Raw genomic sequence first — 12,370 nt, forward strand, 5'->3', positions numbered from 1 at the left:
CCCCTAACGATCGCAATAGGTAAATGAGCCGAACGTGGCGACCGCGCTCTTATCCCACATATCGATGCAGGTGAGCCCGACGACCGTTCCGGTATAGGCGCCAAAGCCCACGTGCTCGTCGCTCATGATGGAGGCGTCGAGCACCAACGGGTTGCCGTCGCCGTGCTCGACCGTCTGCCATTCCGCGTCATCAAAGGCATAGGAGAACACGAGGTCGTAGCCGTCGACGGAAACATCGAGCCGCACCGTCGCGACGGATGCGGGCACCTCGATACCCGCATCGCCCAACGGCATCGCGAACGAGCCCTTGTCGCAAGACAGCACCTGGATCGTCCTGCAGGCGCGTTTCTCGTCCCACCCCAGATACAGGTAATGAAACGCACGCGAATCGTACTCGCAGATCAAGCCGGCGGACTGGTTGTAATGGCGTGGGTCGAAACGCAGCGAACACTCGGCGTGCCACGCATGGCTGCGGGCACGCCTGACGATCTCGGACCGCTCGAACGAGGAGCTCGGCGAATCGCCGCCCTTAAGCGTCAGGCCTTCGGCGTCGGTGCCCCACCAATCGCCCGCCAGGCGTCGGGAGCACAGCCAGCCCTCTTTCCAAAGATCGGTATCGGCGGCAAAGTCCGTCTCGTACGCAAGACGCGTACTCGGCACCGGAGCATCCCCCGCAGCATCGAGCGTGGCGGGCGCGGCGACGCCGCCATCTGCCAGACGCGGCCAACCGTCACGCCACACGATCTGCGCCATACCGGTCTCGCGACCGAGCGGGGAGCAACCAGCCTCATGCTCATCGAACACATGCACCGACCCATCGCGCTCGGGCAGGTAACGACTGCAGAGGAACGTGACGTACCAAGAACCGTCGGGAGCTTGGGCAAAATTACCGTGTCCGGATTTGCGCAAGGAACTGTCGGTGCACCAAGCGCACACCAAAGGCTCGGGGCACATCTCATAGGGACCCCACAGCCCACGCGACCGCGCCATGCGGATACGGTGCCGGCGACCGGTGCCGCCCTCGGCACAGGCGATGTAGTACCAGCCGTCGTGCTTGAGCACGTGCGGGCCCTCACGCAGCCAGTTGACCGCATCGCTGTTGCCGAGCACCACCCGGGCCTCGCCGACCAGGCCGTCCTCGAGCGAGAATTCCTGCATCACCAAACCGTTGAACTTATGATGTCCCCCGGCAGGGCGAGGATCCCACTGCGGGTTGATGACGTAATGTCGCCCGTCCTCATGGAAGAATCCCGGGTCGAAGCCCGATGCGTTGACGAAGACGGGTTCCGACCACGGGCCGCAAGGGTCCTCGGCAGTGACCACATAGTTACGGACATCCTTGAAGATGCCGTCGATCTGATACGCGATCGTATAGGTCAGCCAAAAGCGTTCGCTCGCCTCGTCATAGGTGAGGTCGGGAGCCCAAACACCTGCCGAATCGGGAACACCGCGCAAATCAAGATCGGGCAGAGCACCGCCGAGAGGCCTCCATTCGATCAAATCGTCGGATTCATAGAGCGAAACCGCCGGCACCCACTGGAAGGTCGACGTTGCAAGATAGCACTTTCCGCGCGCCTGACACAGGCAGGGATCGGGATGAAAGCCCCTCAGCACCGGATTGGCGATCGTCGTCATTATTTGGCCCACCCGTTATCACCTGCAAGGCGAGACGATTCCCACCGATCAAGACAATTCATCCGAAATGAACGGTACGGTTCACATGCCTTCAGGTCATCAATCTCCATCGCCACAACGGAGGCACGATCATGGGGGCCTTCCGCAAGAACCGTTCCATCCGGTGATATGACCTGACTCGGTGCACGCTTCCCCTCAATGTCCTTATATTCGGGAACAGCCATGGCGGCCGCGACGAAGATTCCATTCTCGTAGGCTCGTGCTTTGGCATACATGTATTCCCAACCCCATGTCGGAGCGAGGACTAAATCGACACCCTGTCGCGCATAGGCACGACAGGTTTCGGGAAATTGCATATCCCAACAGATTCCGACACCGATCTTGCCAAACTCGCTCTCCCAAACCGGAAAACCAGTGCCTGGAGTCATGTAATCATTCTCATCGCCCGCAAGGAACACTTTCGAATACGCGTGAACCTCAGTGCCCGCTCGATTGAAAACGACAGCTTGATTGCGCAACGCTCCGTCACGACCAACGCGCAGAATACCTGCAACCACATTCATGTTGCACTCACGCGCGGTTCTAGATAGTTCGCCACAAACCCAGCCCTGCGTTGAATGAACGAGCTCCGCGCTCGACAACCCGGGCAGGCAACGAACCTGACCGGGATAGTTGATTGCCTCGCTAGTAAGAGCGATGTCCACATCCTCGTCAGCCGCATCACGTATCAGGGATACATTCTGCTCGACCATCTCACGTTGCATCTCGATAGCCTCATCACGGGAAAAGACATCCTCGTCATGAAACCGATAGAGCTTGTTCTGTTTCTCCTGTATTAATGCAAGCTTCATCGCAACCCGTCATTCCTCAATTCACCCCATGAGACATGTGGAAACGTCTACCCGGACGTATGCACCGTCGTGTTTCAACGACGGAGATCTACCACAGCAGCGTATCCTTTCCAGCCAGACGCAGTACGGCCTCGAGGAAGTAGTAATCGCCATAGACCATGGGAACGTGACGGTCCTTCTCGGAGAAGTACGCACCGGAGCACATCGTGACGACACCGTCATGCTCGATGTTCCAGTCGCAGAAACGCTCATCGGTGGCACGCAGGAGCTTGATAGCCCAGGTGACCCACTCGTCACGCTCGGTGCCCTCACAGGCGCGGGCGATCTCGAGCATGCCGCATGCGGCGATGCAACCGGCGAGAGCGTCCCACCAGTCGACATCGGCAGGTTGACGAAAGTCGAGTTTGGCCACGTTGCCGGTGAGGGAAACCTGACTCGTAAAGTAGTTGGCGACGCGCTTGGCGGTGTCGAGATAGCGCTGCTCGCCGGTATGACGATAAGAAAGGGCAAAGCCATAGACCGCCCATGCCTGGCCGCGGCTCCAGCTCGAACCCGAGGCGCAGCCCTGACCGGCCGGCGTCTCGAGCAGATCGCCGTTATGAGGATCGAGCACGATGATATGGTTGCACGAACCGTCACCACGAACCGTATTGTTCATGACGGTGTCGGCGTGGTCCTCGGCGACATAGGTGAAGCGGGGATCGCCCAACGTATCGCTTGCCCAGTACAGCAGTGGGATGTTCATCATGGAATCGACGATCACCCAGCCGGCGCGGTCGCGGTTCCACGAGCGGATGAACTTACCACGGGGGTTATAACGGCCGGCCAGCAGATGGGCCGCATGCAGGCCGCGCGCCTGGCTGCGCTCGTTGCCCGTCAGACGATAGTCGGCGACGGCCGAAAGCAGCCACATGAACCCGACGTCGTGGTGAAGGCCCGTGTAGCGGTCGAATGCCCCATCGAGCTTGTCCTCGACCTCGCGCGCGGCCTGCAGGAACTTCTCGTCCTGCGTAGCGCCGTAGCACTGCCACAGGATGCCGGGCCAGAAGCCGTTGGTCCACCAGATCAGGTCCTCGGGGGTGGCGGCCATATCCTTCTTATAGGTGCCGTCCTCGGCGATATAGGGGATCTTACCGCCGATGCGATCGCGCTCGGCACCAAAGCGCTCGATCAGCTTCGCGAGTGTGTCATCAACCCAACGCGCGTCCTCATCACTCATCTCATATGCAAGCTGCAACATCAATGGCACCTTCCAGTCGCTCTTCTTCAACATCAAGGTCGTGTGCCGCACGCTCGCGCATCATACGGGCCCTCCGATCATCCCCGTCGGCGCGATATGCGCATGAAAGCAGGTATTCCAAATGTCCCCGCGTCTTCCGGGCCGGCGTTCGCTCAAGTGCCGATAAACGACTTTCGAGAACTGAGCGATACCTGCCCTTTTCGCACATGACCGTGTCGTAATAGATTCGATATCCTTCGGAATTTTCGGGGGAGATGGACTCGATCTCCTCCACCAATCGTTTACAGCCCTTTTTGTCGTCAAGCTCGGCGAGCATCACAAACGCCGTCGTTGCAACTTGATAGCGCTGACTATCCGAAATCTTGAGCTTCATGAGCTCGTTGACTGCGGAGCGAATCTCCTCGCGGTTTCCCGTGCTCCCGGCAAGCTCAAGCTGAAGCCTGCATTTGGCGAACGGCGAAATCAACATCCTTGACAGGTTTGACGACATGCACGATTTAAAGCCCTCCGCATCTCCCGCTTTGGCAAGTGTTATCAGTCGGTTGTAACGACTCGATCTCGCCTTAAGCATCAAACACCAGCAAGCTGCAGCTGCGACCGCAATCAAGCACAACGAAACGATTAGCCTGTCCATCATTGCCCCTTTAATAAAATGTGGGGCACGCGCGCCTGCGCCCACGTGTCCCACCGTAAGACGGAATGATCCGTCACTGTTATCCGCAAACGCCCAATGCGGTCAGGATGATGGCTACCACAAAGATGAGAAGCATCACGAGCATCGGGCTGTTCTTCTTCCGCAGATAGAAGAAGATGCCGAGGGTCAGGCTCAACGGAAGGATGCCGGGCATGATCTGATTCAGCACACTTTGGAGATCGAACGTGACACCGCTACCCATATCAAGCACGAGAGACGTCTTGAAGCTCACAAACGATGCGGTCATAGCACCGACCATCAGCATACCAAGGACGTTCAAACCCTTAGTAAAGGAAGCAATCATGCCACTCTCAAGTGCCTCAGCAACGAAGTTTGAACCAAGCTTCATGCCCAACGTTCCGGTAAACCATTGAATCAGCAAGTTGGGGATGTTATAGACGAGCAGGAACAAAATCGGCCCCAGCCAAAGGCCCTGCTGGGAAAAACCGAGCGCGATGCCGGTTGCGAGAATACGAAGAACTCCAACTGCGATTGAGTCACCAATGCCGGCAAATGGCCCCATGAGGGCAACTTTGAGGGACTCAATCGAGTTGTCGTCAAACTCCTTGCCCGCATCGATGGCAGCCTTGCGCTCGTACTCCATCGTCACCACGAGGGCGAGGATGAAGGGATTCACCATCGGCGTCGTGTTAAAGAAGTTAGAATGACGCTTCATCGCCTCATAGAACTCGTCGGTCTCTTTACCATAGATATCCTCGAGAAACGGCATCATGACTCGAGCAAACGTGGTACCTTCAAGCTTGGTGTAGGAGTTCACGAAGAGCAGCCACCAGTTGCGGGTAATAATGCGCGCCAGCGTCTTTTTCTGGGCCTTCTCGTCCAGTACGGGGGCGGCTCCCGTAGTAACAGCAACGTTAGTCATTGAAGAAATCCTCATCCTCGTCATCGGAAGCAGCATTCAAAACGGGAGCGGCCTGACGCTCCTTAATCTCTTTCAGGTCCTTGAAAATGATGATTGCAGCCACGGCAAAGCCAAAGAACGCGATCTCGACAAGGGTCATGACGGACGTGGGAGCAGTGGCAAGGGTAATCGCTTTGTCAGCGCCAAGCGTCGCCCCCGTAGTTGCGTTATATGTCAAAAACGCCATGAGACCGAAGCCGATGAAATACCAAGGCATACTCTCCTTGGTGTACAGGGATTTGAGAAGGAGCGCAAGGCCCAGGGCGGGAACCATGCTGGCGGCGACAGACATACCGTTGGTAAACCAGGCGGGCAGCGCGTTTACAAACGCTCCGACCGCATCGGCACCGGCGAGGATGCACACGAAACCAAGCAGGAACCAGCAGAGGTGATACACCGCGAACTGGGCCCACCACAGCGCTTTATAGGAAGCAAGCTTATGCTGGTCGAGCAGCTCGTCGAACTTGGGGACGATTGCGCAGACGCCGACCTCCATGACGTTGAACAAAACCGAGCCAAGCATCGAAAGCGGGACGGCGAGCGTGATGGCCGTCGCGATATCCTGGCCGAGCACCATTGCGAATGCACCGCCGAACAACGATCCCAGGCAGTAATCGGAAGGCATGACGCCGCCCATGCTCACGTTGCCGATGAATACCAGCTCGAGCTGGGCGGCAAGCAAAACGCCGGTAGTGGCTAGAGAGGAATCGCCTGTAACTAGCGACAACAAAAGACCTTCAAACGCCACACAGAAAATGGGGCGGGAAAGCTGCGTCCAGCAGAACCAATCCAAGAACTTGAACAACGCGGTGCAGAAGCCCACAACCAACGCAGGACCCAACAGATCCATGTTCATACCTGCCTTTCTCTTTTCTCATATCAGAGCTATCGCATGCGTCATCCAGACGCGAATGCACATCTTTCGATCAGCAGCCCATCATGGGCAGAAACTCCTTACGGGGATCACCCGGAAGCGCCTGATGGATAATCTCGACGCCCAAGTCGGCGATCTCTTGGATAACTTTCTTGTCATCTTCAGTGAGGTATACCGAATCGGAAAGTTTTTGCTTATCGGCTAGGTTTCCGCCGATGCGGCCGAAATTCGCGATATCAAGCACGGGACGCTCTTCGATCTTTCGATAAACCGCAAGCAAATCGCGAGGATCGTTGGAAAGCAGAAGGATCCGCATATCCTTCGAACGGGGGTCGGACACAAGACCGGCCGCCTTATCGGTTGAAACGACGGCAGCCTTGACCCCGTCGGGGGCAGCCGCCTTAAGAGCAGCAACTTGAAGCTTGTTGGCCGCCACGACATCGGAAGCCACGATGATGCGGCTGATGTTGAGCTCCTTGCTCCACTTGACGGCAACTTGCCCGTGGATGAGACGGTCGTCGACGCGTGCCATGGTGATCATGTCGGTACTCCTTTACCTTTGATCCTTGTTTCCGTGATACATGAGCCTCTTCTTAGAAGAAATCGTCCTCGCCGTTATCGACGGGAGCGTCGGCCTTGATGAGCTCGACGACCTTGGTGCCCTCGCGGGCATCCGCGACCGCCTGGTCAATCTGGGCCTGGCTCAGCTCGCCGGGCATGGCCAGGATCGACAGCACCAGACCCATCGAGAGGCCCGAGAGCAGGACGACGTTATCGAACTGGGAAAGCTGCTCGAGGCTCTGGTTGCACACGCTGCCGCCGAAGATATCGGCGATGACGATGAACTGATCGTCGGGATCGGCGGCGACACGGTCGCGCAAGCCGCCGATAAGCTCGACGACGTTGCCGTCGGGAGCGAGCCCCAAATACGAAAGTTCCTCATTCTTGCCAAACACCATCGAGACGGCGTCGGCGACGCCGGCGGACAGCTTGCCATGCGAGATCAATACGACTTGCTTGCTCATCTGACTCCCTTGGTTACTTGTTTAGCAAACTGGTTTACTAACCGATTTGCATTGTACAGAAAATGTGCTCAGCTTGCAGTATTTTCTTTCGTTATCGCCAAATTTGACCGCCCACGGTTTAAAACCAACCGTTTACCGGACGACGATGGACTCTATCTGAGGTCTCCGGGGTCGCCGTATACCAGGCAGCCCAGATGAAGAGAGCTCGCCGCACCACCCTTGGTCTTGAGCGCAGGCACGGCGTTCTGCTCCCAGCTATAAATGTTGGTCGCGGGATTCTGCCGCACGGCCACGCCTTCGCGCGCGTCCCATTCGGCAGCGAACTCGTCGACCAGATGAGAGAGTCCGACTTCCGCGAGCTTCGCCTCGACCGTATAGCGGCAGACCGATATATCCATGATTCCCGCGACTTGTCCAAAGGCATCGGCTTCTCCGCGGGGAGCTCCAGGATCGCGCGCGAGCGTGATCGAGCCCTCCCCACGTTCCGCGCAATCGAACTTGCCGCTCCAGCCAAATACGGGAAAACCACCCTCGTAGGTCTCGAGCGGATACGCCGACTCGACATGATGGATGCGGATGTGCCTCAATTCATCGACCGGGATAAGCCATGTCTCGACACGGGCCACCGAACCGAAGCCCCACACGCTGTAGACATAGCGGTCGTGCACCTCATAGCTCTCAATGCGCCCACGGCCGTGGAATTGATCGGTCCCGGCGATTGATAGGGCCAATGCGCTATCGACAGCGAAGTTGCCGATGCCTGTGCCATCAACCGAGGCGTTCCAACCAAACGCTGTCGAATAACACAGCTTGCCATACTTCGAGAGACGCCCGATAACGCCCGCAGCGCAGTACTGTTTGGCCGAGAACATGCAGGTGTGATGCTTACCGGTCTGGATCAAGACGGCCGGTTCCTTCTCCATATGAAGCCCGTCGAGCTCAGGGGCGACTGGCTCGACCCGCCAGAACGGGTCGTCGTCGGGCAGGGCGAGGACGATAAACGCTCTGAGCGCCCAAAACGATGCTCCGGGACTCGAGTAGTCCTCGCGCACCGGGGCGCCGGGATAGCGATAGCCGATCGTGGATAGGCAGTCCTCCCCCACGTGATAGTGCCACCAGGACAGATGGCGCAGCAGGATGTCCTTGATCTGAGAGGCCGGGGCGACCCTATCGCCCATGAGGGCAGCAGCGCTCCAAAACGCCGCCTGCGAAAAGCGGTAGGTAAGGCTGCGTCCAAACGGCAACGCACGGCCTGCGCCGTCAAACCAGTATCGATAGTCCCGTGCAAAAGCGCGCGCCCGCTCGATGCAGTCCCCCAGGGGGTTGGAGGCGGCGTAGCGCTCGAGCAAGAGCGCGATGAGGTGGAAGGCAGATCCCACATAGGTATCGAGTTGGAACGGCGTGCCGTCCTCGTACCATCCGTTGCCGGCATACATGTTCTCGACGGCGGCGGAATCGGCGGCAAGACGCTCCGCATCATAGGCGAGCCCGCACTTGCGCAGTCCGCAGTTGATGAGCACGCGGGCAAGAAACCAGCTACCCCAGGGCAGTTCGGTCCGGTTGGCCACGTTGAGCCACGAGACCAGACGCTCCTGCTGCTCGGGCGTCAGCCGCCCCAAAAGCTCATCTCCCAAGCACAAAAGACCGTAGCCGTACACAACCTGCTCGAAGACGATCTGACGGGTCTCGACCGTGGGGTCTTCGAATGCATCGGGATCACCGGGCGTCAGGCCCCGAGCGATGTATTCGAAAAACGGGGCGATACGGGGGTCATCGGGAGACATGCCGCCCTTGACGAGTGAGAAGACGGCCCAGAGCGGGCGCGAGCCCCACTCCAGACGACGGATATTCGCACGGAACGAAGCACCGACGTCCTGCGGGCACGCATATGGGTCGGGCAACAGGACAAGAGCCCATTCGACCAAGTCCTGCCTGGTCGACAGCGATGGACGTTTTGGTTTTGGATTCACGGAGCCCCCTTTGCGCTCTTTTCAACCCACCATCATATCGGTATGGACGTTGTCATGTTTACGTAAACCGATTAATAGATGAAATAGTAGGCTTGAAATGCAGAGCTGCGCTGCAACACCTCCGAGAAGCTGTAGTAAACTGATTTACAATTCCTTCAATGTAATCAAATAAAGGAACCGACCCATGGCCAACTCAAACAACACAAAAAAGCGTGTCACCATCAAAGAGATCGCCGCTATGGCCGGCACTTCCAAGACGACCGTGTCCTTCTACCTCAACGGCAAGACCGACCGCATGAGCGACGAGACGCAGGCCCGAATCCGCAAGGCCATCCACGACACGGGCTACGAGCCGAGCCCGCTGGCACGCGGCATGAACGCCAAGACGAGCCAGATGATCGGCGTGATCATCGGCGACATCACCAACACGTTCTCGAACCAGCTGGTAAAGGGCATCGATTCCGTTGCCGGTGCCGAGGGCTACCGCATGCTCGTCTGCGCCTCGAACTTCGATAAGCAAAGCGAGCTCGCCTACATCGACCGCCTGATTGCCCTCGGTGTCGACGGCTTCATCGTGCAGCCGACCGCCCGCTTCAAGGAGATCAGCAAATCCATCAGCGACGCGGGCAAGCCACTCGTCTTCATCGACTCGAAGCTCTACGATTTCAATTCCAACTGGGTCAAGACCGATAACTACGAGGCCTCCTATAAGGCCGTCGAAGCCTGTGTCGAAAAGGGCTATAAGCGCTTTTTGGTCATCACGGCGACGCCGGGTCTCATCTCGAGCCGTATCGAGCGCTTCAGCGGTTTTGTGGACGCGCTCGAGGCACACGACCTGGGCTTCACCCAGTTCTTGATCGAGAACGACAAGGTCGATAGCGAGAAGCTTGAGGCATTTCTGGCGGCGAACATCGACGGCAGCACCCCGACGCTCGTCTTCGCGCCCAACTGCTGGGCTCTGCCCGAGATCTACAAGTGCTGCAAGGCCTACTATCCCCTCATGCCCGATACCGTAGGCCTTTTGGGCTTCGACAACACCGAATGGGTCGGAGTGGCGTCGCCCTCCGTCTCGGTCGTGGAGCAGCCCGCACTTGAGGAGGGACAGACGGCAGCCAAGGTCTTGCTCGACCTGATCGCCGAGAAAGAGCAGGTCGAGACGCACCAGGTGCTCGACTGTCACGTGTGCTGGAACGAGAGCACGCTGTAAGTCGGCGATGGCCTAGGCATGACCGCCCGGGCCATTTTCAAGCCAACTTGCAAAACCAATTTACGTTTTATGGAACCATACCGATCTGCATATCACCACGTAAATTATGAAGTCTGCTTCCTTCATTGACAAAACCGGTTTACTAGCCGAAACTAGGTATGCCAGCACATTCCACAACGATTGGAGCAAGATGGCAGATTCCGTTACGTTTTCCATGGACAGCTTCCGACTGAACGGCAAGGTCGCGCTCGTGACCGGTGCCACGTACGGCATCGGCATGGCGATTGCCGAGGCGCTCGGTGAGGCCGGCGCCAAGATCGCCTTTAACGCGCGTCACGCCGACAAGGTCGCCGAGGCCGAGAAGCACTACCGCGAGCTGGGCTTTGAGGCTCACGGCTACGTAGCCGACGTTACCGACGAGGCCGTCGTCGCCGAACTCATCGCCAAGATCGAGGCCGATTTTGGCACCACGCCCGATATCCTGGTCAACAATGCCGGTGTTATCCAGCGCACCCCGATGCTCGACATGAGCGCCGAGGACTTCCGTCGCGTCGTCGACATCGACCTCAATGCCCCGTTCATCGTGTCCAAGGCCTGCCTGCCGGGCATGATCGCCAAGGGTCACGGCAAGATCATCAATATCTGCTCCATGATGAGCGAGCTGGGCCGCGAGACCATCGCCGGCTATGCCGCCGCCAAGGGCGGACTCAAGATGCTCACCAAGAACATCTGCTCCGAGTTTGGCGAGGCCAATATCCAGTGCAACGGCATTGGGCCCGGCTACATCGCCACGCCGCAGACCGCACCGCTGCGCGAGACGCAGCCCGACGGCAGCCGCCACCCGTTTGACCAGTTCATCATTGCCAAGACGCCGGCCGCCCGTTGGGGCACGCCCGAGGACCTGAAGGGCCCCGCCGTGTTCCTGGCTTCCGACGCATCGAACTTCGTCAACGGGCACATTCTGTACGTGGACGGCGGCATACTCGCCTACATCGGCAAACAGCCGCAATAGGCTGCGGCCGCGCGGAGCACGGCACCTTGGCGCTCAAACCGTCGCTCGCGTACCGAAGTACGCTTCGCTCCTCTTTCACGCCAATCTGCCGCACTCCGCGCGCCCTCGCCACCGTCACGCACCAGCCAACACAGGCGCTTCGGTTTGTGCGGAACTCGCGACAGACTTAACTGCCGACCGCCCGCATGGCTCATCGCGGGTCGGATTAGCCGCCGCCCGCGCACAGAAACAAGAAATGAAAACACTTAGTAGATAGGTTAACTCGAATGAAAATCGCACTTATTAATGAGAATTCCCAGAACTCCAAGAACCCCATGATCGAGGCTGCCCTTAAGAAGGTTGTCGAGCCCATGGGGCACACCGTCTTTAACTATGGCATGTATGCCGACGCCGACTCCAAGCCCCTCACCTACGTGCAGAACGGCATCCTTGCCGCCGTGCTGCTCAACTCCGGCGCTGCCGACTACGTCGTGACCGGCTGCGGCACCGGCGAGGGCGCCATGCTCGCCTGCAACTCCTTCCCCGGTGTGCTGTGCGGCCACGTTGCCGACCCGCTGGATGCCTACACCTTTGCCCAGGTCAACGATGGCAACGCCGTCGCCATGCCCTTCGCCCTCAAGAACGGCTGGGGCCAGGAGCTCAACCTCGAGTACACCTTCGAGAAGCTCTTTGGCTTTGGTTCGGGCAACGGCTACCCCGCCGAGCGCGTTGAGCCCGAGCAGCGCAACAAGAAGATCCTCGACGGCGTGCGCGCTGTGACCATGCGTCCGCTCGTCGACGTCCTGGGCGAGATCGATCAGGACCTGGTGAAGGGCGCACTTGCCGGCGAGCACTTCCAAGAGTACTTCTTTGCCAACGCCACCGACGAGGCCATCATCGCCAAGGTCAAGGAGATCTTGGGCCTGTAATAAGGCCCACGGGGCGCACCGACCCCCAACAA

Annotated in this window: 12 protein-coding genes; 3 read left to right on the forward strand and 9 right to left on the reverse strand. The window is 58.6% G+C overall.

The features are described 5' to 3' along the window. Window positions 1-3: 3 nt before the first annotated feature. The 9 genes from AB5Z14_RS08540 to AB5Z14_RS08580 form a co-directional block, all read right to left on the reverse strand. On the reverse strand, window positions 4-1,635 hold the full coding sequence (locus tag AB5Z14_RS08540) for a glycoside hydrolase family 43 protein (RefSeq protein ID WP_368131059.1): 1,632 nt from the start codon (window positions 1,633-1,635) through the stop codon (window positions 4-6). After that, a complete protein-coding gene (locus AB5Z14_RS08545) occupies window positions 1,635-2,486 on the reverse strand; it encodes a carbon-nitrogen hydrolase family protein (RefSeq protein ID WP_368131060.1) in 852 nt (283 codons plus the stop codon). Before AB5Z14_RS08545 ends, AB5Z14_RS08540 begins: the two co-directional genes overlap by 1 nt. Before the next feature lie 88 nt (window positions 2,487-2,574). After that, window positions 2,575-3,726: a glycoside hydrolase family 88 protein gene (locus AB5Z14_RS08550; protein ID WP_368131061.1), complete on the reverse strand. Its 1,152-nt coding sequence runs from the start codon at window positions 3,724-3,726 to the stop codon at window positions 2,575-2,577. Beyond that, window positions 3,707-4,360 (reverse strand): hypothetical protein, encoded by a 654-nt coding sequence (locus tag AB5Z14_RS08555; protein ID WP_368131062.1) that lies wholly within the window; start codon window positions 4,358-4,360, stop codon window positions 3,707-3,709. The genes AB5Z14_RS08550 and AB5Z14_RS08555 overlap by 20 nt, the downstream gene beginning before the upstream one ends. Window positions 4,361-4,439: 79 nt before the next feature. Further along, entirely contained in the window at window positions 4,440-5,303 is an 864-nt protein-coding gene (locus AB5Z14_RS08560) for a PTS system mannose/fructose/sorbose family transporter subunit IID (RefSeq protein ID WP_368131063.1), read from the reverse strand. Continuing rightward, complete coding sequence (locus AB5Z14_RS08565) at window positions 5,296-6,192, reverse strand: PTS sugar transporter subunit IIC (RefSeq protein ID WP_368131064.1); 897 nt, start codon at window positions 6,190-6,192, stop codon at window positions 5,296-5,298. Before AB5Z14_RS08565 ends, AB5Z14_RS08560 begins: the two co-directional genes overlap by 8 nt. 76 nt (window positions 6,193-6,268) lie before the next feature. Continuing rightward, window positions 6,269-6,757 carry a PTS sugar transporter subunit IIB gene (locus AB5Z14_RS08570; RefSeq protein ID WP_368131065.1) on the reverse strand — a complete coding sequence of 163 codons (489 nt, stop codon included), beginning with the start codon at window positions 6,755-6,757 and terminating at the stop codon, window positions 6,269-6,271. 52 nt (window positions 6,758-6,809) lie between these two features. Further along, entirely contained in the window at window positions 6,810-7,241 is a 432-nt protein-coding gene (locus tag AB5Z14_RS08575; protein WP_368131066.1) for a PTS sugar transporter subunit IIA, read from the reverse strand. 152 nt (window positions 7,242-7,393) lie between these two features. After that, window positions 7,394-9,211: a DUF2264 domain-containing protein gene (locus AB5Z14_RS08580; protein ID WP_368131067.1), complete on the reverse strand. Its 1,818-nt coding sequence runs from the start codon at window positions 9,209-9,211 to the stop codon at window positions 7,394-7,396. Between the two features lie 184 nt (window positions 9,212-9,395). Here AB5Z14_RS08580 and AB5Z14_RS08585 point away from each other — a divergent pair, with 184 nt between their 5' ends. The 3 genes from AB5Z14_RS08585 to AB5Z14_RS08595 all read left to right on the forward strand — a co-directional run bounded on the left by AB5Z14_RS08585 (window position 9,396) and on the right by AB5Z14_RS08595 (window position 12,338). Continuing rightward, the gene (locus AB5Z14_RS08585; protein WP_368131068.1) at window positions 9,396-10,418 is read left to right on the forward strand and encodes a LacI family DNA-binding transcriptional regulator; all 1,023 of its coding nucleotides are present in this window, start codon (window positions 9,396-9,398) and stop codon (window positions 10,416-10,418) included. Window positions 10,419-10,608: 190 nt separating this feature from the next. Continuing rightward, window positions 10,609-11,430 (forward strand): gluconate 5-dehydrogenase, encoded by an 822-nt coding sequence (locus AB5Z14_RS08590; RefSeq protein ID WP_368131069.1) that lies wholly within the window; start codon window positions 10,609-10,611, stop codon window positions 11,428-11,430. Window positions 11,431-11,696: 266 nt separating this feature from the next. Then, window positions 11,697-12,338: an RpiB/LacA/LacB family sugar-phosphate isomerase gene (locus AB5Z14_RS08595; protein ID WP_055309683.1), complete on the forward strand. Its 642-nt coding sequence runs from the start codon at window positions 11,697-11,699 to the stop codon at window positions 12,336-12,338. Window positions 12,339-12,370: the final 32 nt, after the last annotated feature.

Origin of the sequence: Collinsella aerofaciens (assembly GCF_040910265.1) — a bacterium.
Taxonomy (GTDB): domain Bacteria; phylum Actinomycetota; class Coriobacteriia; order Coriobacteriales; family Coriobacteriaceae; genus Collinsella; species Collinsella aerofaciens_BK.

What these genes read in the sequence shown, in the direction of transcription:
- AB5Z14_RS08540 (WP_368131059.1), bottom strand. Translation starts at nt 1,635, where the DNA reads ATGACGACGATCGCCAATCCGGTGCTGAGGGGCTTTCATCCCGATCCC.
- AB5Z14_RS08545 (WP_368131060.1), bottom strand. Translation starts at nt 2,486, where the DNA reads ATGAAGCTTGCATTAATACAGGAGAAACAGAACAAGCTCTATCGGTTT.
- AB5Z14_RS08550 (WP_368131061.1), bottom strand. Translation starts at nt 3,726, where the DNA reads ATGTTGCAGCTTGCATATGAGATGAGTGATGAGGACGCGCGTTGGGTT.
- AB5Z14_RS08555 (WP_368131062.1), bottom strand. Translation starts at nt 4,360, where the DNA reads ATGGACAGGCTAATCGTTTCGTTGTGCTTGATTGCGGTCGCAGCTGCA.
- AB5Z14_RS08560 (WP_368131063.1), bottom strand. Translation starts at nt 5,303, where the DNA reads ATGACTAACGTTGCTGTTACTACGGGAGCCGCCCCCGTACTGGACGAG.
- AB5Z14_RS08565 (WP_368131064.1), bottom strand. Translation starts at nt 6,192, where the DNA reads ATGGATCTGTTGGGTCCTGCGTTGGTTGTGGGCTTCTGCACCGCGTTG.
- AB5Z14_RS08570 (WP_368131065.1), bottom strand. Translation starts at nt 6,757, where the DNA reads ATGATCACCATGGCACGCGTCGACGACCGTCTCATCCACGGGCAAGTT.
- AB5Z14_RS08575 (WP_368131066.1), bottom strand. Translation starts at nt 7,241, where the DNA reads ATGAGCAAGCAAGTCGTATTGATCTCGCATGGCAAGCTGTCCGCCGGC.
- AB5Z14_RS08585 (WP_368131068.1), top strand. Translation starts at nt 9,396, where the DNA reads ATGGCCAACTCAAACAACACAAAAAAGCGTGTCACCATCAAAGAGATC.
- AB5Z14_RS08590 (WP_368131069.1), top strand. Translation starts at nt 10,609, where the DNA reads ATGGCAGATTCCGTTACGTTTTCCATGGACAGCTTCCGACTGAACGGC.
- AB5Z14_RS08595 (WP_055309683.1), top strand. Translation starts at nt 11,697, where the DNA reads ATGAAAATCGCACTTATTAATGAGAATTCCCAGAACTCCAAGAACCCC.